Below are 20,877 nucleotides of genomic sequence, written 5' to 3' on the forward strand. Positions count from 1 at the left end.
AGTTAAGGTATGCTTATTGTATAGCTAGAGAGGTAGTATGCCTAATTTTTTTGACAAGCAATTTAGTGAACAGGTAAAAGCAGCGATAGATAGAAATGATCCTAAGTTACCGCAGATATTATTGAGCACTAAATATTGTCAATTATGGGAAGATTGGCTTACTCACTCCATACTTTCTTATAAAGTTATTGGAATAACTCAAACTTTAAAATATCAGTTGCCTATTAATATAATTGCTGCACAAAAACAAGTTTTAGACAAAAACTTCGGCCGTCTTATACATGGCAGGTTACCGACCAGAAGTAACATTGCACAGCCTGATGAACTTTTAGATGTAAGAGCAAGTAATTATGATGTAGAAAAAGTAAATAAAGAATTAGAAAATGTGGAGCGGGAAATACTAGAAAGATATAAGGGTTTTAAGCATGAAACTGTAGAAAATAAATATCAAGTATTCAACGTACAAGGCATGTTTGATCCAGCAGGAAGATTTGTTTACTCTTATGATGGCGATGATTATACAGAAGGAAATAAGTGTTTAAAGGAAATTACTGAAGCGTTTAAGAGCAATCTTGCTTTGCAGCCAGTATTAAAGTTAGATGTATCCGATCATTATAATAAAGTATATGGTGATATGTATGCAAAGATTACTCAAGAATATCAGTTGAGAATTAGAAATGGTCAGGCAATTCGTCTGTTGTATGAAGGTAATGAATCACTAGTAAAAAAGCTTGATGGTTTAAGGGATGGTGATGATAAATTAAGGTCGATATTAACCAGTATTAGTAAAGAAGTAGTGAATGGAATACGTAATGGTGAATTTATTGAGGAAGTTTATGATAAACTAATTGATAACGTACTTAATGCTGCAATTGAAGAAGGACATCATCCTTTATATCAAGAATTTAACAACATGGAAGGAGATAAGACGCAAAAGACTGGAATAATAAAAGAAAGAATAAAGGAAGAGGTAAAGAAAAACAATAGGCATGAACTTTTGAAAGAGTATATGGGATATGCTGCTGATAAAGATCAACCTAGTATGCATATCATAAGCGTGTTGATAGTCAATGGTGCATCTTTATTAGCAAGTTGTGTTATAGATCCGAACACAAATCAATCAATTACAACAAAGGAGAGGTTGCAAGGATTGGGGGGAGAATATAAAGCTCTAATAGATAAATCGATTTTTACAGTAATGAGAAAGGTTCATAAATTGCTATTTGATTTTTCGATTATAGGAAAGGAAGAAGTAGATTTACTTAAGCTAGTATCAGAAACTCCTTCTGAGGACGGGTCTTTTGTAAAAAGTGGGGAGAAGGTGCCATTACTAAATGAGATAGGTGGCCAGGGTGAAAGAGAGTTTATGAGTCTACTGAAAACTTGCGTAGAAAATATTAATACTCGTAATACTTCATTTTTTGGTTCAATTATAGAATTTTTTGTAGGTAAAGCTGAGCCATCTGAGAAAGATCGTGAAGAGGCATATGCCAAACTTTATGAGTGTATTGAGGTTGGTTACTTAGCAATAAGAACAGGATGTGATAGAGTAATAGTGGATTATATAAGTGAGATAGAAGAGGAAGCAAGAAAATCTAATAATCCATATCTGAAGAAGTTGTATAAGAACTTTCTCACGCTTTTATATGATTATAATGACCTTCCTAAATCAATGTATATTGCTAGGTTATGTAGATATATTTCCCGTACAATAACCTGGAGTCCAGCGTGGGAGGGAATATTAACAGGACCTGATTACCGTACAGATGTAGGAGAATGGTCAAAAAACAAGTTTGAAGAGGTGGAAAAAGCAGAGAGACATGAGGAGAGTATAAGACTAGCAGAATCAGGAGCTAGGGAGAGAGCATCAGAGCAAAGGGCAGAACAAAATGCCCAAAGAGTAGCAAAACTTGAAGAGATGTTAAGAAGAATGGGAGTCGATCCAGATACTGCTTTGGATGATGTAAATGTAAGCCAAGGTGCAAGTGCAGGAATTGGAAGAAATTAATGGAACCAATTTTTCCTGAATATACATTTGGTAGTGTTAGTTTATCTGTGTGGCAAAACAATATAATTAGGCGATTTTCTGAGCATAGGAAATATCGGGTACTTTTATGGGAGTTTGGTCCTAGTTTATTTGAGTATCTGTGCAAACAAAAGGGTTTTGATTCTAAGGTGCTACTACAAAAGAATAAAAATGGTGAGGTATCAGAAAATGAATACCTGATGTTACTTGAAGCATTTGGTGAAATGAGAGTTTATTGGTGGTGGCCATGGAGCAAAAAAATCAAAGATGTTGAGCTAACTAAAGAACAGTGTGAAAGAGCGATAAATTACGATAGCTACTCTTTTTTGCAGAGATTAGTGCTTAGTGTATTTACAAATGTGATAGTACATCAATGGTATATTGTTAAATATGGATATGTTTATAATTATCAACAGCTAACAAAGGAGGGATGTATGCTAAATGTAGGAAAAAAAGTATTAGGAGGGGTAGCTACAGCGTTAGGAGTAGAAAATACGACATTAGGGGCAGGAGTAACAATGGGTATAGCAGGGATAATAGCTGCAGGTTCTTCTTATCTTACTGGTAGAAATACTGCAGAAGTAGGAACGCTAGCAATAACAGATAAGTTTAGTAATCTGATTAGGTCAGTTATTTTAAGTAATGACATTTATAATGATTCTAATACCACTTTAAATGAAGCACTGGAATCATTTGAATTAAAATGGTTACTGATGAATCTTGATATAAGCCTGAAAGATGTAGAAGCGGGTAAAAAGAGTAAAGAAGAACATAATAGAGATGCTAAGGATAGAATTAATGATGTTAAGAGACTGTCGTTAAAGTATCATCCAGATGTGCAAACAGGTATACAAAATACAAATAGTATGCAACAGAGAATTAATGCAGTACTGAAAGCACTAAATAATGTACATGATTATGTAATGAAAGAAAAGCAAGGGTATGGTTACATATATAGATTATTTGGAGAAATTTCAGTCAATCTAATTAATAGCGGTCAAGATTTATTTAAGATAATCAATATAGCTGCATGTAATAAGTTGCATTATATAGCGTATTGGGAAGAAGGAAGGTTAATGGAATCAAGGAATCAATATTTGGAAGAAGTAAGAGAACACTATATACAGCCATTAAAAAATAACTTAGGTTTTGTGAAAAAGATACTTAATAAGGAAATGTCTATAAGAGAAGCAAGAAATATTCTTGACTCAACAAAAGAGATAAGAAAGAAATTTGAACGACGTAATGAAGAGTATCAAAAATTCTATGAAGAGATTTGGGTAGAAAATCTAAAATCGCTAAGTAAGGAGTGTAAAGATTCTAAAGAGTTGGAGATAATAAAGTTAGAAGTGGGTAAGTTATTACAAGAGGGTGAAGCACAATACAAAATATTGAAGAGTCACAAGAAAGATAAAGTACAACCTGATGAAGTATTTGTAGAGCCAATATTGGAGTATGCTGATTTAGTAAATGCGTACTGCAAATTGATAATCAAGTTGTGCGAAAATATAGAGAGTTGTTTCCGTTTGAGTGGTAGATTCAATGGTAATTTTTTTGAGCAACAGAAATTTGTGTTAGGAGCAGATGAAACTGAATTTACTGAAATAAGTAAGGAGTATATAAAAAAGCTCTCGTGTCAGGAATTATTCAAATTTGCAGACCTGATGGTAAATTATTATTATAATAAGGAAAATGGCAAAGGGTTACAAAAGGTAGTAGGTCAGTATTACAACAGCGGCAATCCAAAAAGGAGAGAAATAGGAAATATATCAGTTTTTGTGCTAAATCAGTTAACAGATTTGCTTGAAGGAAAGTTTGAGAAAAAAGAAACCTTTTTTGAAAAAGAAAAGAAAAGAACAAAAAAAGCAATAGAGGAATCAAACGATATAAGGAGGCGCATAGAAGAAATAGAAGTTAGAATTAGAGCATTAGAGCAAAGGGCAGAACAAGAGGCTCAAGCAAGACAAAGGGCAGAGCAAACGGCAGAACAAGAGGCTCAAAGAGCAGCTAGACTTGAAGAGATGTTAAGAAGAATGGGAGTCGACCCAGGTACTGCTTTGGATAATGTAAATCTCAGCCAAGGTGCAAGCGCAGGAGTTAGGAAAGGCAGTGGGGCTAGTGTATAAGTTTTTTGAGAGTTTTTTCAAGTATGCAAGGGAGAGCACTAGGTAGGAGATACAAGCTTTTTTATTGGTAGAATATTTTCAAAAAGTTCTCTCATTTAGCATCACAAAAAATTCAATTATTGACTCTTTCTAAAATTGCAAAAAAGGTCGTATATTTGTGAGAACAAGCCGCGTAAAAATAAGGTTATAAAAATAGAAGATTAAAATTATTTCCATAAACTTAGGCAAAACAGTTCGTATGTAGATATGGATGAAATGAGCCAATATAGCTAGTTTTAGCGTATAATGAAATCACCATATAAAAAAGTTCGAACGGTACGTGTGGTAGTCCAATCCATCCCAAAACAAACTCTTCTCACGACCCTTGGTTTTGAATGCTGGAAATGGTTGTGTTATTTGAGTTAGTGGTAATTAATGTTAAAGAGTGAAAATTAGTTTATTTGGAAATAAAAGGAAAATTCATTGCAATTCTATATTTAAAATAGAATAAAGCTCTTTTTGCATCATGTATTAATAAAAAAATATATTTTTTTGCGTATCCTTTCGTTTTAATTAATATGAAGTGATATGACACCTAATGTAGAGTTTAAAGATAATCACGGCACATCAATATCAAATTTGGAAAATGTTAAAATTATAACCTTGAGTGATGAGAAAGGTAATAAGTATACTTTAGATGCAAGCAATGGTAGTCTGGAATTAAAATATAAACAAAATGGTCAAGATGAAATAAGCCATAAAGTAGAAGGTTTAGCGGCAGCTTTTAAAAGTCTACTTGATATGAAAAGTACTAACAATGATGAACATACAGTACTTGAAGAGAAGTTAGCAGAAAAGTCCATAGTGGAGGCGATATTTTATGCAAAAGATTTTGATAAGGGTGATAGAATCTCTAACTTGATACTAGATAATGCATTTCCTAGGCGAGATATTCTGCATGTTTACTTAAATAAAAAGGCTAATGTTGAAAATGTATATACTAAGGAAGAAGTAGATGAAGGGTTAAATAAAAAGGTTGATGTTGAAAATGTATATACTAAGGAAGAAGTAGATGAAGGATTAAATAAAAAGGTTGATGTTGAAAATGTATATACTAAGGAAGATACAGATAGAGGATTTATTTCTTGTAACAGTGATGGAATCAATAGATTAGCAAGTGAATTATTTTATAAACATGAACCCGATGCAACTTCAATTTTAGTTAATACATTAGGGGAGCTTCTTAATGAAGAATATGAAATATATGGTGATAATAAAACAGCAAAAGATTTTTTGGCAGAGAAGGGTAATTTTGCTAAAGCTGATGGCTCTAATATAAAAATTTTAGAATTCACGAAAAAAATACTTGATGCAACAGAGGATATAGGAGATGGGAAAAAGAAATCAATTTTAGTGGAAAAATTAGGCAGATTTCTTGATCAAACTGCTGATAACGAAAATGCTTATGATGGTAAGATAGCAAAAGCTTTTTTAGGAGACAAGGGGATGCAGGGATCAAAAGGTGCAGATGGTCCTCAAGGTCCGGCAGGTAGGGATGGAAAAAGCCCATCAATTGAGGAAGTCGCTGTACAGCTACTTACTGATGAAAATAAAGATATATTGGGAAAAACAGTACTTGATATAACTGATAGCACTGGTCAAAATCTTGCTACTCATGTTGCTAATAAAATAAATCTTAATTCGCAGGATTTTATAAATAAAGCTGATCCAATAAAACTCGCTGAGTTGCTTTTTAATAAAAGTAACGTAGATCAACTTGCAGCCAAAAAGATTGCCGAAGATAAAGTTAGCTCGTATAAGATTTCTGAACTAGTATTTAACGATGCTAAGAATGCACTAGCAGAGAATCATCAGTGGGATCAAAAGAGCTTTATTGAAGATATAATAAAAAATGCCAGCACTTCTAGGTTAGCTGAGTTGTTATTCAATGCTGGCAACATAGAGAAAGGTGAAGCAAAAAGAATTACTGAAGGGAAGGTTAGCCCTGAAAAATTAGCTGAATATTTGTTTAACGCAAGTGGCTTAGGCGATAATATAGATGAGTCGAAGACGTTAGTCAATAACGTAACTCAGCACCTTTTGAATACCAAGGTAGATGAAATAGGGAAAGCGGTTGTGAAGGATAATGAAAATAGAGAGATCTTAGCAGGTAGTCGTGTTTTGCAGGAAGGAGTGGCAGAAAAATTAATTAGTAGCAACACAAATAAATTGGGACAAGCTATTCTGAATGTGAAAAACAAATTTGGTAATGACGCAAAACCTGTGCTGGAAACTCATCTTGCCAATAACAGCAGCTTTCAGGAAGCTGTGGCAGGAAATCAAGATTTAAGGACTGCAGTAACAGCTAATTTTGGGAGCAATAGAGATTTTTGCAATACTGTAAAAAGAGATCTTAGTAGAGATGAAGAAAGTCTGTTAATTGATAGGCTGCCTTTTTATGAAATTCCAGATGATCCAAATGCTCCGCTTTCTTGGAATTGGTAATGTAATTTTTGCTAGACCGGCCGATTCCAAAACGAACAGTTCTCGCGCTTGTTATTTTTAATTAAGTAAAAGTGACTATATTATTAATTTAATGATAAAAAGTATGAAAATATATACCGATCAAGATAGTGTTATTTGTTACAAAAAAATGCTTGCTTTGCTGATTTTTTAGGCTATCATGATGGTAAGTTTAAGGTAGTCGCTGGTATGTTAATAAGTAGATCATCTAAAGGGGTTTTGAGTCTAAGCAGTAAAAGTCAGGCTCCGTTACTAAGGGGTCCATTTGCATTTTTAGAAGAAAAGAATAACCTTGAAGAGTTGCTGAAAAGTTCAAAAGATTGCACCACCTGGTAGCTTCAAAGTAGAAGCTGGGGTCGTATTTTTGATTCCGTTACTCAAAATTTCAAATAACTAAAGTCTAATGTGGTCTTCATTGTAAAGTCTCCAGGGGGGGTATTATGCATTTTTCATGTTCGGACAGAAATGTTGTTGTCAAGAAATTTTCCGAAGTTTTAGACATGTGTCAGCAACTTATATTTGATGCTATGAAACAAGGTGATAGCGATCGTATTTTTAAACTACTGGATCCTCCTGTGTCAGATAATCAGTGTCATATCCATTCTTTACTTATACTTAGAGGTTGTCCGGAAACAAGTAAAAGGCTATAATATCTGAAATTTTAGTACGGGGTAAGGATGAGAAAAAAGTATCCAACAGATCTAAGCGAAAGGGAATGGGCAAGAATAGAAAAACACTTCAGAGTATCATACAAGAAAGGAGGAAGGCCGCCAAAGTATAGCAAAAGAGAAATATTAGAAGCAATTTTCTATGTATTGCGTACAGGGTGTCAATGGCGGTATTTACCAAATGATTTTCCGCTATGGAAGACTGTGTATGAGCAGTTCAGGCAATGGAAGAAGCAGGGAATTTTTGAGAAAATGAATTATGAAATTACAAAATATAGTAGAAGAAAAATAGGAAGGAATGAGCAGCCGAGTGCCTGTATAGTAGATAGTCAATCTGTAAAGACTACAGAAAAGGGGGGATCAAAGGCTATGATGGAAGTAAAAAAGTAAAGGGTAGAAAAAGGCATATAATTACAGACACTCAGGGTTTTATACTAGGTTGTTACGTAGGCGCTGCTAACGAAAATGATAGAGATGGTATTAAAATAGCATTAAACAATATGAGAACAAAATATACTAAAGTTAAAAAAATGTGGGCTGACATGGGATACCAAGGAAGAAATTTAAAGAATCACATAAAGGAAGAATATGACATAGATATTGAAATTGTTACAAGGCCTCCATGTAGATTTTGGGTGCACAAAGATACGCCACCTGAGCTACTACCAACAAGAGAACAAGGGTTTAAAGTACAGCCAAGAAGATGGGTTGTAGAAAGGACTTTTGCTTGGGTTAATAGGAATAGAAGGCTATCGAAGGAGTATGATTTACTCACAACATCCACTGAGAATTTCATATACCTAGCTATGAGTAGGGTTATGTTAAAGAGGGAATATGCTTGAATTTACTAGTTTCCGGACAACCTCTGACTACTAAGATCTTGGGAATAAACATACTCTGAGTACTGCTGACTGAACATAAACTTTATAAAATTAGATTAACAAACTATAATAAGAAACCAATGGTCTGAGCAAGTGTTATATACCCCACCAGAAAAATTGTCTTACTTTAGATAAAAACTTCCTGAAAAATAAATATAATGAGTAGTTTTCTAAATTCCTTCTAGTCTCAAAAATTATTACTAAATTACAACATTTATTGCTAAAAACTTAAGTAATATGACCATTTCCAGCGCTCAAAACCAACAACTGTGAGAATCTTTCGTTTTTGAATACATTGGTCTGGTAAAGTCAATATGAAAAAATCCTAATAACATTTCTGATCTTGTTATAAGCTTCCTCAAGCTCTGAAGTACTTATTGAATAGGGTGGTAATAAATAAACTGAATTGTTAATTGGTCTGATTAAAAGTCCTTGCTCTAAAAATTTTATCTTTAATGTTTGTGCCCCGTGAACATCAAAAGCTGCTATTGTACCAGTAACGCGTGTATGCTTAACACTCTCACAAGCTTCAGATAAATTTACTAATTCCTTTTTATGTATACTATGAATCCTCTTAATTGACTCCATGGTATCAGGCTTAATTAATAATTCTAAAGAAGCAATTGCGGCCGCACAACCTAAAGGATTGGCAGTATAGGAATGACCATGAGCAAACGCTTTAGTAAAATGTTCACTTAAAAATACTGAGTAGACTTCTTCGGTAACAACTGTGAGAGCAAGTGGAAGAAAACCTCCTGTTAATCCTTTGGAGATACATAAAAAATCTGGTATAATTTGACTTTGCTCAAAAGCAAAATAAGTACCAGTACGTCCAAAACCGGTCATAACTTCATCACAGATTATCAAAATCCCATGCTGGCGTACTAAATTAACAACTTTTCTAATGAACTCTGGACGGCACATCCTCATACCACTGGCTCCTTGTACTAAAGGCTCTAGAATTAATGCGGCAATTTTGTAAGAACCAACACATAAGTAACCTTCTAACACTTCTAGAGAATGTTTTTCTTTGTTTTCTATTTCTTCATCTTCATCCTGGATTTCCGGGAAAGGTATTGTTAAAATAGAAAATAATAGGTTTGAAAATGTATCATGAAAGCCGGACTTAGCACCTACACTCATCGCGCCAAATGTATCTCCATGATACCCTCCTTCAAAACTCAGGAAAGTAGTTCTTTCACGGTTACCCTGATTCCACCAGTACTGATAGGCCATTTTTAGTGATACCTCAACAGCAGTTGAACCATTGTCTGAAAAGAAAAATCTGGATAATTTGTCTGGTAGTAGAGTTTTTAACTTTTCGCAAAGCGTTACTGCAGGCTCATGAGTAAAGCCTGCAAAAATTACATGTTCTAAAGTCATGCTTTGCTCATATATAGCCTGAGCAATCTTAGGATGAGCGTGACCGTGCAGATTTACCCACCAACTGGAAATCAGATCGAGGTATGGTTTATTACTCTCATCATAAAGATATGACCCATGAGCTTTCTTAATTGCAATTGGAAGTTTGGCTACTTTCTCTTGCGTAAAAGGATGCCATATGATTTTTCTGTCACGTTCGCTTAAATTCATTGTTCCAAGATAGCTTTTAATCGATTTGAGAGTGGTATTTGCATTAGATGTTCTCTATCAACTTTTTGCAGTCTGGGTACTGATGCTAAGACCTGTACCCTACCATAAAATTCTATTGCTTCAAGATTATCTTGATTAGGTAGTCCGTTTAAGATTACTCCCAAAATAGGAATATTTCTGGCACGCAGTACTTCTAGACTTAGCAATGTGTGATTAATAGTACCAACTGTAGATCTAACAACTAAAATTGTTGGAATGGCAAGTTTTTTGATTAAATCAACCATTAATGTGGTTTGATTAATTGGAACCAAAACTCCTCCAGCACCTTCTATAATTAAGTTATGCACTTTAGGTAAATCGATCTTATTAATATCAATACTGCCATTCTCCAGCGATGCTGCCAAGTGAGGAGATAAAGGTTCTTTATAAACAAAATTTTCTTTACAAACATTGGTGTTAGTCAAACTACTTATTTGATGACCATCTGTACCTAAAATACTTCCAGTCTGAATAGGCTTAAAATACGAGTATCCAGTGTGGAGACAAAGCCAGCTACTTATAGTAGTCTTACCAACGTCGGTATCTGTTCCTGTTATAAAGATCTGCATTGACTTAAAATTCCAAAAAATACTTCATAAGTGATGTTAATCTTGTCTGTATAGCTCTTAACTATCCTCTTCAGATCAGGTAGAAAAATTTTCTGGCTACCTTGATTTGCCCCTAAATTTCCAAGATACCTGATAAATTCACTTGCACTTGGAAAACACAGTGTAAATTCTTGTGAACTGAAAAAATATTTTTTTGGTTTTAGGTAAAGTAGATAATTTTCCAATTCCTGCTTAGATGGGTAACAATAAGTTGGTACAGGTAGTAAATATTTCGTAAAAATACTGGACCATTCATTAAACGTACCATCCAGTAAACATGAAAAAGCAAAAATATCTGAATTATTGTATGACTTCTTTATCATCTTTTTTAAATTTCTCACCCATTGAAGTGCTAGATTTGAAATGATAAGGTCTTGAAAACCGAAGTCTAGTATTTCCATATCACCTAAGATGAATTCAATCTCCTTATACCCTGCTAATTTTTCTCTTGTTTTTTCTAGCATATCAGGCGATATATCGTTTAAAGTAAATTTGCTTTCTGGAAAAAAACCAAACAAAATTTCTGGAATGTAGCCTGTACCTGTACCCAAATCTAAAATAGATTGTGGATGAAATTCAGGAAAACAACTTTTTAATAGATTTACTAGTTTTGCAGCACATTCTTTTTGAACAAAAGCTACATTATCATAAGACGAGCTTGCTCTACTAAAATTATCCTGTATGTATCTCTCTTCTAATTCCATCACAAAAACTTATAATTTGCTCCTGCACAAAATGATGCTCACATAGACCTAGACTGTGGTACCCCTTATTGTGCATACTAACTTTAGTACCTTTTTTGAAATTATCATAGATAAGTTTTTGTGGCACAATCGTATCATTCGTTGCACCTAATATTAATAGTGGTGTATGCGGCAACTGATGTACTATAGTCAATAGTTCTAAATCTTCCATTAATTTTGCTTTATTCAGATAATTAAAAGAGTTGTGGTCTATCAAATTAACACCACAACTTTTATAAAAGGATATCAGGGTATTTATTGGATCCATTTGAAAATGCTGTATAATCCTTTTCAACTCTAACTTGCGTTTTTTGTGTAATCGTAAATCAAATCCTAAAAAATTGACAAAAGCTTGTACACCAATAATTCCATTAAACTTTACATTTAAGGAAGCTAGTTTTATTAGTCCAAGAGAATGTCCAATACCAATAAGTACACCATCTTCTGGTAAGTTTAGGTTTTCTTCTCCAAAATAACCAAGATCTAAACAATAGTAAGGAATTTTAGAGAAATATTTATTTATAAGAGGTTGAAAGAACTTATAATCAAACCCCCAACCGTGACAAAATACAAAGTGATAGTTCATATTTGCTGAAGAACATGCACTAAACAGTCTAGGTTGCTTTCAGTATGATTCACATTGAGTGCAATACGTAATCTTGATGTTCCAGGAGGAACAGTAGGTGGACGTATAGCAGAAACAACCAACCCTTGTTTCAAAAGCTTTTCTTTTGTACTCATTACAGTATCCTCATCACCTAGAATTATTGGTATAACGTGTGTAACTGAATCACCTGTGTTAAATCCAAGATTTTGCAGGTTGTTTCTCAAATTTGCAGCCTTAAAGAATAAAGCCTGACGTTGATCAGTAAGATGTTGTACTAAATCCCAACTTTTAGCTGCTGCGCCAATTATCATTGGAGAAAGAGAGGTTGAATAGATAAACCCTGGACATTTGTTGATTAGGTAATTCTTTATAATATTGGAACAAGCAACATACGCACCAAAGCACCCTAGGGCTTTACTAAAAGTTCCTAAGATTAAATGTGGAGTTTCCTGAAGATTAATGCTGGTAGATAATCCATACCCATTGTGACCAATAATACCTGTTGCATGTGCTTCATCTAAATATAGAAAAGCTTCATGTTCTTTGCTCAGGGCAAAAATTTTCTCTATTGGTGCGATGTCTCCATCCATACCAAAAATTGTTTCAGTAACAATGAACTTTGGTCTTAAATCATTTTTGAATTTTGTAAGTAAATTGCTTAAGTGATCTGTATCGTTGTGTTGATATCGTACAAGTTCAGCGTTGCTCAAAAATACAGCTTGATATAAGCTTGCATGATTTAACTTATCAAAAAAAACAATAGGTTTGTCACCAAGCACTGATTGATCGAGTAGGCTTGCAAGAACCGTTACATTGGCCTGAAAACCTGAATTGAAGATAAGAGCTGACTCAGTTCTTTTGTCTTGGGCAATTCTCTTCTCAAAGTCTTCAAATATTTTTTTATTACCTGAGAGCAAACGAGAACCAGTGGATCCTACTCCAAACTGTGCTCCAGAGAGCTTTGCTGCATCAAACAATACTTCCGACTGACTTAGGCCAAGGTAATCGTTGGTAGAAAAATCGATGAAGCTTCCCAAGATATCTTTCGGCAACTGTCGATATTTCCCTTTACTTTGTAGTGTATTACAATACTTATTATATAACAATCTATTTACCAAGAAGGAGCTTAGATCATGACAGAAGAATGGACTTTTGCCAAGGCAGACCAAACCTTTAATCTTCCGTTTCCTGAGCTAATTTATATAGCACAAACAGAACATAGAAAGCAGTTTAATCCTAGTGAAGTGCAAATTAGTACGCTTTTGAGTATTAAAACAGGTAGCTGCCCGGAAAATTGTTCCTACTGTCCCCAGTCAGCACACTATAACACTGGTTTGCAGAAAAAGCCTTTGTTAGAAATTGCCGAGGTAATTGAAGCAGCAAAATGTGCAAAAGAGGCTGGAAGTAGTCGTTTCTGTATGGGAGCAGCTTGGCGTGGTCCACGTGATCAAGATTTAACAATTGTTTGCGAAATGGTCAAAGAGGTGAAAAAATTGGGCCTTGAAACGTGTGTGACTCTTGGGTTGTTAAAATATTACCAAGCAAATATGCTAAAGGAAGCTGGCTTAGATTTTTATAACCATAATATTGATACATCTGAGGAATATTATCATAAAGTCATAACTACACGTATTCTCCAAGATCGCTTAAAAACGTTAGAACACGTACGTGCATCTGGGATTAAGGTCTGTTGTGGTGGTATTCTTGGTATGGGTGAGACTAATGAGGATCGAATAAAAATGCTAGTTCTCCTTGCTAATTTGGGTAATCCTCCAGAATCAGTACCAATTAATATGCTGATAAAAATTCCTGGAACTCCACTTGAGGATGTGGCCGACGTTGATCCGTTTGATTTTGTTCGTACTATCGCAATAGCAAGAATTATGATGCCAAAATCTTATGTACGTTTATCAGCTGGGCGAGAAAAAATGTCAGATGAATTGCAAGCATTGTGTTTCCTTGCAGGTGCTAATTCAATTTTTTACGGTGAAAAGCTACTTACAGCTCAAAATCCAGTACCTGAGCAAGACAATCACCTATTTCAAAGATTGGGGCTACGAAAACTTCATATAGGAAATTAAAGGAATTTCTGCATTGACAGAAAAAAGATCTATTCCTTATTACAATTTTGCCTTAATTTTTTTTCATCCTCGGATAGATTACTGTTAATTTAGCATTATATAATATTAAAATCTCAAGTAAAATAACCATTTCCAGCACTCAAAATCAAGAGACGTGAGAACTGTTTTTCTTGGGATGGATTGGACTACTAAGTGTACCATACGAACTTTTTTATATGATAATTTCACTATACGCTAAAACTAGCTAGATTTGCTCGCTTTCGCTAAATTTACATACGAACTAACTCGCCTAACTTTGTTGCAGATAATTTCAAGCTTTTATTTTCACAACCTTATTTTTATGCTGCTTGTTCTCACAAATATACGACCTTTTTTGAAGGTGTATGGTCCCAGAGTGTGATGGTGTGGATTTAGTATAAATAATTCTGGAGACTGTGTCCACTGATAACATATAAATTCATAAGGAGTAAGACCCTTAAGAGTTTTGAGTCTCTTTGCATAATTATAAGCCATAACAAAGTTATAAAGGTGTTCTTTAAGTTGCTGGTGCGATTGATAGTAATACTTCTTAACTGTAGCATCCTTTAAAGTTTTATTCATACGCTCGACTTGCCCATTCGTCCAAGGATGGCTAACTTTTGTCAAACGATGTTCAATAACATTCTCTTCGCAAACTCTATCAAATATATGTTGGAAAGCATACTTATGACGCTTCTGGTTTGTAAATTGTATACCGTTATCTGTCAAAATAGTATGGATTTTATACGGTAAAATTCTAATCAAATTACGTAAGAACTCAGCAGCTATGGGTTTTGTAGCACTGTTACACAACTCAACATAGGTAAATTTGGATGTCCTATCAATAGCAACAAACAAATGTAATTTGCCCTCCTCAGTTCTAACTTCAGCAATATCAATATGAAAGTAACCGATAGGATATTGTTTGAATTTCTTTTTTGACTTAACTTCTCCATCAACAGTTGGTAATCTGCTAATGTTGTGTCTTTGTAAACAACGATGCAAGCTAGAGCGAGTCAAATGCGGAATTGTAGACTGCAGAGCGTAAAGGCAATCATCTAGTGGCAGTAGTGTATACTTGCGAAATGTAACTATTATAGCTTCCTCTTCTAGCGTTAAAACAGTTGATCTTGGATGCTTTGGACCCATATCAGCATCTTTCGTAAATGAACGTTTTCTCCACTTAATAATAGTTTTTGGATTAAGGTTATAATGCTTGGAGAGTTTTGCTATGCTCTCTTTTCTATTTTGTATTGCTCTACGAATCGTCTGTGTTGTTTTGGCGCACCCATGTAATATCTGTCCCATAATGACTCCTTAAATGATGATGATAGTATACCATCACTCTCTGGGACCATACATCTAAATGCTATAACTCAAGTATTGAGAGCTCAATTGTCCGAAAAATATTCAGAGTTATCTAATATGACCAAAGAATTAAGAAATTTAGAAAATATAAAAGACCGGAAGAATGATAGTGGTTACTATAGTCGTACTGATACTCCAATTACTTTTTTAGATAGTATTTTTCCCAGATCTACTCTTAATAAAGCTACAGAGTATTTAACATCATATAAGAAGATCAAGAAACAGAGTATGGATTGGAAGTTCAAAGGCCAAAAAAGCTAATTATTCCAGATACTGAATTTGATTCATTGTCTAAAGATGAGATTGACAATATTCATGGTAGAACGACTATGGGAATAAGATAGCTTGTGTTTTAGTAGTGGATGTTTTAAACAGGTTTTAAGCAACAAAGCATAATCTATCTTTCATGACATTCTTATAATAGTGGTATTGAATATAAGTGGCAGTTCTCAATTATATTAATCTATAGTAAAATTGGTTCAAACTTGCATTTGTAAGAAATTTTTGACCTATCTACACACTAGTATTACTCACCATAAAAACTTAACAAAAATATGAATAGTAAAAAGATCATGGTTGTTGACTTAACGCTGTATATTGCATATAATGTACCATATGTTTTAGTTTGGAGGGATAAGTATGGCATTAGAACGTATTTTAGAGACTAAGCCATTTTGTGGGTTAGCTACTGAAAAACAGCATACAGAACATTTTGGCTGGCAAACTCCGGGAACTATTGCATCGTTGTCAAGTCAAGAACAAACTGATGACTGGGATGAGTCCGTTATTGAAGACAACAATACTGCTGTTACAAGTTCTTTTATTCCAGAAAACTCAATTTTAATGAATTTAGCAAATCTATTAACTGAGGGCGAAAAAGTTTCGATTGATGAATTTCATGACAAGATGGAAAGTATAATGAAAGGGTTTCATGAAAATGGATACGAAAATTCTGCAAAGGTTACTCTAGAAAAGATGGAACATTTAATAGATGAATATTTGAAAAGGAAAATAAAGCTAAATTTACGCTGTGATCACTATGAATGTACTGTGTCGAATTTTATATTAAAAAAAATAATTAACATTGCTGATGCTAGCAGTGTTATGCGCATAACGCCTACTACTAGAGCACGATATAAAGACAATGGGGAAGAGGCAATGGATCCGTGGGAAGAGGCTTCAGAACCTTTATTCAATATTGTCAATAAGCTGCTGTTATCAGGTGCAAAAATAGAGCCCGATTTTTATAATGATAATATGATAGATGAAGTTATGTGGGGAAATGATGAGCCTATTTTTACAGAATGTGAAAAAATTAAGGACAAACTGAAAAGTATTGCATATGAAGGTTTAGTGAATAAGAATGAACAAGTTCAAGATGATAATCTGAAAGTAGAAGTAGATAACAATCTTGTTCTTTTCAGGTGGCCACAAAACAGTATTGTTGAAGTTGCAAAGGTTATGAATAGTAAGGTGAATGAAAATTTCAGTATAGAAAGTAGCATCTTACAGATCGGGGAAAGTATAATAAGAGTTGAGAGCGTAGGAAGAAAAAGAAATTATACGAATGTCTTAGGAAGTGGCATTGAAATGTACTTTACCAGTGAAGTGGGCAAGATTAGTATTCATCTATGTCCTAGTAATGAAGATAGTAATATAATAGAAGTAAAGCTTGATGGAGAGAGCCAGGAGAAGTTTGACAAATTAAAAGATCAATCAAGTTTAGGGGAAAGTTGCCTTTTAGGAGGGAAAAATGTTCTACAAGCTATAAAAAATAAAGGTTTTGAAAGAAACAGCGGAATACCTATAGAGTTAGCTGAAACTATTAAACAATCAGATTTTGTAGTAAAAGAATCAAGTACTCCGTCTACTCTTATAACGCCAATTGATAGTTTAAGACAGCTGCATAAGATGGAAGCTCCGGTAGTACGTTCATATTGATGTATTTTCAAAGCAAGATTTTTTTAGGTATAAACCATACGCTCGACATGATTCAGCGGTAGAAGGGCTGTCAGGGACATTTGGCTCTTACGCAATAACTTTGGAGTTCTGAGATCTTTTCATATATAGGTTTAAGATTATCACTTTTTTTATTACATAATTAAGTATCAGTTCCTGTAACGCTAGTTTACCTCAATTCTTTTCATCAACTTGCATATTATAGATTCTTTGTTTTAAAGTATTGGTTTTCTGGTACATCGATCTCCCGTTGCTTTTATAAGTTAAGAAACCAGTTCGTATAATTTCTCCATCTGTTGACTCCACAGCATCGGTATTTCTCTTAAATCAACTAACCTCAAACCACTTGGTTGCCTCCCATTTACTATGTCTTCTTTAATCTTCGGAGCTAAATAATTCAGCCTCAAAATTTGCTGTATACGTCTTGTACCTACGTTTATTTTCTTACTCAGCTCTTTCACACTTCTATATTTTCCCTCTTCCAATTGACGTTTCCACAAATGAGCTCTCACCACTGCTTTGAGTAACGCATTATTTGTTTTCCCTTCTGGTTCTACTACCGTGCATTTGTTTCCTTTCTTTTTTATTGGTATAAATTCCACCTTATCCTCTGAACTCAGCTCTATTCCATCTTCTCTTATCATTACTCCTTTTATTAACTTTTTCACTACTTCTTTCTGCTTTCCAAAACTTAAATTTTTCCATTCTTCCGCTTTTTCTTCCCATTTTTCATATATCTGCTCCGCTTTCCTCATCACTTCTTTTTCCACTTCTCCAGCAACTATTGTTCGATTTACTGATTCACAATTCTTTCCCCTTAAATGGTTATTGCACACATAATATCGATATCTTTTATTCTCTTTTTTTGCATACGTCAGCGTCATATTTACATCACAGCTCTTGCACTTAATGACTCCCCTAAGCAACGCTTCCTCATATTTTGCTTTTCTATACGGCTGATTCTTTATCAATTCTTGTGCTTTTTGCCATTTTTCTTCCTCTATTATTGCCTCATGCTTTCCCTCATACTCTTTCTCATAATGCCGTATTTTTCCCATATATATTGGATTTGTTATTATTCTTCTCACCGTCGCCTTTTTAAATGTATCTGCTTTCGTTCTGTAACCTTGACTATTTAGCTCCCTTGCCAACTCTGCCATTGACTTCAGCTCTATATACCTCTCAAATATATGTTTTACCAACTTTGCTTCTTTCTCATTTATTATTAATTCTTTATCCTTTACATCATATCCAAGCGGTAAAGTTCCACCCATCCATAATCCTTGCTCTTTTGATGTTGCTATTTTATTTTTTACTCTCTCTACTATCATCTCTCTTTCTAATTGTGCTGCTCCTGATAACACCGTTTGTACGAACTTTCCCATTGGCGTATTATTGTCAAATATCTGCGTTACTGCTACAAAATTTACTCGATGCCTTCTAAAAAATGATGTTACTTCAATGCTGTCTTTTGTTTCTCTTGATAGCCTATCCAGAGTATATACCACTACACAATCTACTTCTCCTTTTTTTACATCTTCAAATAATTCCTTTATTGCTGGTCTTTCTAAGTTTTTTCCTGAATAGCCTCCATCATCGTACCTTTTAGCCAATGCTACCCAGCCCTCTCTGCTCTTTATGTACTTCTCACATGCTACTCGCTGCGCATCAAGACTGTTAAACTTTTGTTCTAGACCATCTTCATTTGATTTTCTCGTATATATCACACATCTTACTTCTTTTAGCATTTTCAACTTCCCTTTTGATCACGCATCCCAAATAATAAAGGTCCGTTGTAGCTCATTCCCATTATTTTTCCTGCCACTGCTGACAATGACGTATAAAACTCTTCTTTGTAGATTAAACCCTTGTCTGTTACCATTACTGCATGCGTCTCTTCTCCTCTCTCTAGTATTAATTCTGTCCCTTCTACTGGTAATTTATCACTACTTATTCTTTTTCCCTTCTCTAGCCGATCTGCCAGATACTCTAGTCTTTTTGTCCCCTTTCTTGACATTTCTCCATATACTTTTTCCTGCATTCTATAAGCTAATCTTGGTATCAGATATTTCTTTGAGTATCTAGGTGCTTCTTCCACAAATACCTTCTTCCATATTTTTCTCAGCTCATCCAAAGGTTTTCTCTCTAAATTCATTACTTTCTTTTCTGTTTCTTCCTCCATATTTTTAGCCTTTCATAAATAACTTTTCAATTCTGTCTGTTTCTTTCTTTAATACCTCGGTTATCTTTTTGCTATTTTTAGCATAATCCATCGCTGTCATTCCAAATTTATCTGCTTGCTCTATTTCAGCCTCTGCTTCCACTAACTCTTTTACTATTTCCACTTTCCCCACCATACATGCAAGGTGCAATGGAGTGCATTTACTTCCATATTCCTCAGCATTTACATTCCCTCCTGATTTTATCAATTCTCTAGATGTATGGTCCCAGAGAGTGATGGTATACTATCATCATCATTTAAGGAGTCATTATGGGACAGATATTACATGGGTGCGCCAAAACAACACAGACGATTCGTAGAGCAATACAAAATAGAAAAGAGAGCATAGCAAAACTCTCCAAGCATTATAACCTTAATCCAAAAACTATTATTAAGTGGAGAAAACGTTCATTTACGAAAGATGCTGATATGGGTCCAAAGCATCCAAGATCAACTGTTTTAACGCTAGAAGAGGAAGCTATAATAGTTACATTTCGCAAGTATACACTACTGCCACTAGATGATTGCCTTTACGCTCTGCAGTCTACAATTCCGCATTTGACTCGCTCTAGCTTGCATCGTTGTTTACAAAGACACAACATTAGCAGATTACCAACTGTTGATGGAGAAGTTAAGTCAAAAAAGAAATTCAAACAATATCCTATCGGTTACTTTCATATTGATATTGCTGAAGTTAGAACTGAGGAGGGCAAATTACATTTGTTTGTTGCTATTGATAGGACATCCAAATTTACCTATGTTGAGTTGTGTAACAGTGCTACAAAACCCATAGCTGCTGAGTTCTTACGTAATTTGATTAGAATTTTACCGTATAAAATCCATACTATTTTGACAGATAACGGTATACAATTTACAAACCAGAAGCGTCATAAGTATGCTTTCCAACATATATTTGATAGAGTTTGCGAAGAGAATGTTATTGAACATCGTTTGACAAAAGTTAGCCATCCTTGGACGAATGGGCAAGTCGAGCGTATGAATAAAACTTTAAAGGATGCTACAGTTAAGAAGTATTACTATCAATCGCACCAGCAACTTAAAGAACACCTTTATAACTTTGTTATGGCTTATAATTATGCAAAGAGACTCAAAACTCTTAAGGGTCTTACTCCTTATGAATTTATATGTTATCAGTGGACACAGTCTCCAGAATTATTTATACTAAATCCACACCATCACACTCTGGGACCATACATCTAAGACGTATACAACAAATTTTAAGGTTGAATTATTTAGCACCAAAAATTAAAGAAGATATAGTAAATGGGAGGCAGCCAAGAGATTTGAAATTAGTTGATTTGAGAGAAACACCAATACTTTGGAGTGAGCAATTGGAGAAGTTTTATGAGTTGGTATCTTAAAAATTACACAATTAATACTTTGCTAATACAAATTGGCTACACAAGAGGTAAAAGA

General features: G+C 34.4%; 16 protein-coding genes and 3 pseudogenes. 10 read left to right on the top strand and 9 right to left on the bottom strand.

The window, feature by feature from the left end; translation table 11 throughout:
• Nucleotides 1-37 precede the first annotated feature (37 nt).
• The 5 genes and pseudogenes from AAGD74_RS05010 to AAGD74_RS05030 all read left to right on the top strand — a co-directional run bounded on the left by AAGD74_RS05010 (nucleotide 38) and on the right by AAGD74_RS05030 (nucleotide 8,164).
• Nucleotides 38-2,008 carry a hypothetical protein gene (locus AAGD74_RS05010; protein ID WP_341810576.1) on the top strand — a complete coding sequence of 657 codons (1,971 nt, stop codon included), beginning with the start codon at nucleotides 38-40 and terminating at the stop codon, nucleotides 2,006-2,008.
• Complete coding sequence (locus AAGD74_RS05015) at nucleotides 2,008-4,152, top strand: hypothetical protein (RefSeq protein ID WP_341810577.1); 2,145 nt, start codon at nucleotides 2,008-2,010, stop codon at nucleotides 4,150-4,152. The genes AAGD74_RS05010 and AAGD74_RS05015 overlap by 1 nt, the downstream gene beginning before the upstream one ends.
• A 567-nt stretch (nucleotides 4,153-4,719) precedes the next feature.
• Nucleotides 4,720-6,636 carry a hypothetical protein gene (locus tag AAGD74_RS05020; RefSeq protein ID WP_341810578.1) on the top strand — a complete coding sequence of 639 codons (1,917 nt, stop codon included), beginning with the start codon at nucleotides 4,720-4,722 and terminating at the stop codon, nucleotides 6,634-6,636.
• 135 nt (nucleotides 6,637-6,771) lie between these two features.
• Nucleotides 6,772-6,990, top strand: coding sequence for a hypothetical protein (locus tag AAGD74_RS05025; RefSeq protein ID WP_338482374.1), 219 nt, complete (start codon nucleotides 6,772-6,774; stop codon nucleotides 6,988-6,990).
• Nucleotides 6,991-7,331: 341 nt separating this feature from the next.
• Nucleotides 7,332-8,164: pseudogene (locus tag AAGD74_RS05030) on the top strand (IS5 family transposase).
• A gap of 348 nt (nucleotides 8,165-8,512) precedes the next feature.
• On the opposite strand, the gene bioA reads toward AAGD74_RS05030, so the two are convergent.
• From bioA to AAGD74_RS05055, 5 genes are read right to left on the bottom strand one after another with little or no spacing between them, the layout of a single operon-like run.
• Nucleotides 8,513-9,796 carry an adenosylmethionine--8-amino-7-oxononanoate transaminase gene (gene bioA, locus AAGD74_RS05035; RefSeq protein WP_341810564.1) on the bottom strand — a complete coding sequence of 428 codons (1,284 nt, stop codon included), beginning with the start codon at nucleotides 9,794-9,796 and terminating at the stop codon, nucleotides 8,513-8,515.
• Entirely contained in the window at nucleotides 9,793-10,404 is a 612-nt protein-coding gene (gene bioD / locus AAGD74_RS05040) for a dethiobiotin synthase (RefSeq protein ID WP_338482353.1), read from the bottom strand. The genes bioA and bioD overlap by 4 nt, the downstream gene beginning before the upstream one ends.
• Complete coding sequence (locus tag AAGD74_RS05045; protein WP_338482354.1) at nucleotides 10,389-11,147, bottom strand: methyltransferase domain-containing protein; 759 nt, start codon at nucleotides 11,145-11,147, stop codon at nucleotides 10,389-10,391. The genes bioD and AAGD74_RS05045 overlap by 16 nt, the downstream gene beginning before the upstream one ends.
• Nucleotides 11,116-11,772 (bottom strand): hypothetical protein, encoded by a 657-nt coding sequence (locus AAGD74_RS05050; protein ID WP_338482355.1) that lies wholly within the window; start codon nucleotides 11,770-11,772, stop codon nucleotides 11,116-11,118. Before AAGD74_RS05050 ends, AAGD74_RS05045 begins: the two co-directional genes overlap by 32 nt.
• The gene (locus AAGD74_RS05055; RefSeq protein ID WP_341810563.1) at nucleotides 11,769-12,911 is read right to left on the bottom strand and encodes an 8-amino-7-oxononanoate synthase; all 1,143 of its coding nucleotides are present in this window, start codon (nucleotides 12,909-12,911) and stop codon (nucleotides 11,769-11,771) included. Before AAGD74_RS05055 ends, AAGD74_RS05050 begins: the two co-directional genes overlap by 4 nt.
• 12 nt (nucleotides 12,912-12,923) lie before the next feature.
• On the opposite strand from AAGD74_RS05055, the gene bioB reads away from it, so the two are divergent.
• A complete protein-coding gene (gene bioB / locus AAGD74_RS05060) occupies nucleotides 12,924-13,874 on the top strand; it encodes a biotin synthase BioB (RefSeq protein WP_353285964.1) in 951 nt (316 codons plus the stop codon).
• 324 nt (nucleotides 13,875-14,198) lie between these two features.
• Here bioB and AAGD74_RS05065 read toward each other — a convergent pair whose 3' ends face one another.
• Nucleotides 14,199-15,200: an IS481 family transposase gene (locus AAGD74_RS05065; RefSeq protein ID WP_341810562.1), complete on the bottom strand. Its 1,002-nt coding sequence runs from the start codon at nucleotides 15,198-15,200 to the stop codon at nucleotides 14,199-14,201.
• Nucleotides 15,201-15,287: 87 nt separating this feature from the next.
• Between AAGD74_RS05065 and AAGD74_RS05070 the strand changes: the two genes are divergently transcribed.
• Nucleotides 15,288-15,521, top strand: a complete 234-nt coding sequence (locus tag AAGD74_RS05070) for a hypothetical protein (RefSeq protein ID WP_338482359.1) — start codon at nucleotides 15,288-15,290, stop codon at nucleotides 15,519-15,521.
• 378 nt (nucleotides 15,522-15,899) lie between these two features.
• Nucleotides 15,900-17,201: a hypothetical protein gene (locus AAGD74_RS05075; RefSeq protein WP_341810579.1), complete on the top strand. Its 1,302-nt coding sequence runs from the start codon at nucleotides 15,900-15,902 to the stop codon at nucleotides 17,199-17,201.
• Between the two features lie 281 nt (nucleotides 17,202-17,482).
• On the opposite strand, the gene AAGD74_RS05080 is transcribed toward AAGD74_RS05075, so the two are convergent.
• From AAGD74_RS05080 to AAGD74_RS05090, 3 genes and pseudogenes are all read right to left on the bottom strand, one after another.
• Nucleotides 17,483-18,967, bottom strand: a complete 1,485-nt coding sequence (locus AAGD74_RS05080) for a recombinase family protein (protein WP_341810580.1) — start codon at nucleotides 18,965-18,967, stop codon at nucleotides 17,483-17,485.
• A gap of 2 nt (nucleotides 18,968-18,969) precedes the next feature.
• Nucleotides 18,970-19,401: a DUF2924 domain-containing protein gene (locus AAGD74_RS05085; RefSeq protein WP_338482363.1), complete on the bottom strand. Its 432-nt coding sequence runs from the start codon at nucleotides 19,399-19,401 to the stop codon at nucleotides 18,970-18,972.
• Between the two features lie 4 nt (nucleotides 19,402-19,405).
• Nucleotides 19,406-19,654 (bottom strand): annotated as a pseudogene (locus AAGD74_RS05090) (ankyrin repeat domain-containing protein); the annotation flags it as partial.
• 56 nt (nucleotides 19,655-19,710) lie between these two features.
• Here AAGD74_RS05090 and AAGD74_RS05095 point away from each other — a divergent pair.
• Both AAGD74_RS05095 and AAGD74_RS05100 read left to right on the top strand, forming a co-directional pair.
• On the top strand, nucleotides 19,711-20,661 hold the full coding sequence (locus tag AAGD74_RS05095) for an IS481 family transposase (RefSeq protein WP_338482200.1): 951 nt from the start codon (nucleotides 19,711-19,713) through the stop codon (nucleotides 20,659-20,661).
• A pseudogene (locus tag AAGD74_RS05100) lies at nucleotides 20,652-20,822 on the top strand (recombinase family protein); the annotation flags it as partial. The gene AAGD74_RS05095 and the pseudogene AAGD74_RS05100, both read left to right, overlap by 10 nt.
• Nucleotides 20,823-20,877: the final 55 nt, after the last annotated feature.

This window comes from Wolbachia endosymbiont (group A) of Campoletis raptor (assembly GCF_964026755.1).
Lineage (GTDB): Bacteria > Pseudomonadota > Alphaproteobacteria > Rickettsiales > Anaplasmataceae > Wolbachia > Wolbachia pipientis.

What these genes read in the sequence shown, in the direction of transcription:
- AAGD74_RS05010 (WP_341810576.1), top strand. Translation starts at nt 38, where the DNA reads ATGCCTAATTTTTTTGACAAGCAATTTAGTGAACAGGTAAAAGCAGCG.
- AAGD74_RS05015 (WP_341810577.1), top strand. Translation starts at nt 2,008, where the DNA reads ATGGAACCAATTTTTCCTGAATATACATTTGGTAGTGTTAGTTTATCT.
- AAGD74_RS05020 (WP_341810578.1), top strand. Translation starts at nt 4,720, where the DNA reads ATGACACCTAATGTAGAGTTTAAAGATAATCACGGCACATCAATATCA.
- bioA (WP_341810564.1), bottom strand. Translation starts at nt 9,796, where the DNA reads ATGAATTTAAGCGAACGTGACAGAAAAATCATATGGCATCCTTTTACG.
- bioD (WP_338482353.1), bottom strand. Translation starts at nt 10,404, where the DNA reads ATGCAGATCTTTATAACAGGAACAGATACCGACGTTGGTAAGACTACT.
- AAGD74_RS05045 (WP_338482354.1), bottom strand. Translation starts at nt 11,147, where the DNA reads ATGGAATTAGAAGAGAGATACATACAGGATAATTTTAGTAGAGCAAGC.
- AAGD74_RS05050 (WP_338482355.1), bottom strand. Translation starts at nt 11,772, where the DNA reads ATGAACTATCACTTTGTATTTTGTCACGGTTGGGGGTTTGATTATAAG.
- AAGD74_RS05065 (WP_341810562.1), bottom strand. Translation starts at nt 15,200, where the DNA reads ATGGGACAGATATTACATGGGTGCGCCAAAACAACACAGACGATTCGT.
- AAGD74_RS05075 (WP_341810579.1), top strand. Translation starts at nt 15,900, where the DNA reads ATGGCATTAGAACGTATTTTAGAGACTAAGCCATTTTGTGGGTTAGCT.
- AAGD74_RS05080 (WP_341810580.1), bottom strand. Translation starts at nt 18,967, where the DNA reads ATGCTAAAAGAAGTAAGATGTGTGATATATACGAGAAAATCAAATGAA.
- AAGD74_RS05085 (WP_338482363.1), bottom strand. Translation starts at nt 19,401, where the DNA reads ATGGAGGAAGAAACAGAAAAGAAAGTAATGAATTTAGAGAGAAAACCT.
- AAGD74_RS05095 (WP_338482200.1), top strand. Translation starts at nt 19,711, where the DNA reads ATGGGACAGATATTACATGGGTGCGCCAAAACAACACAGACGATTCGT.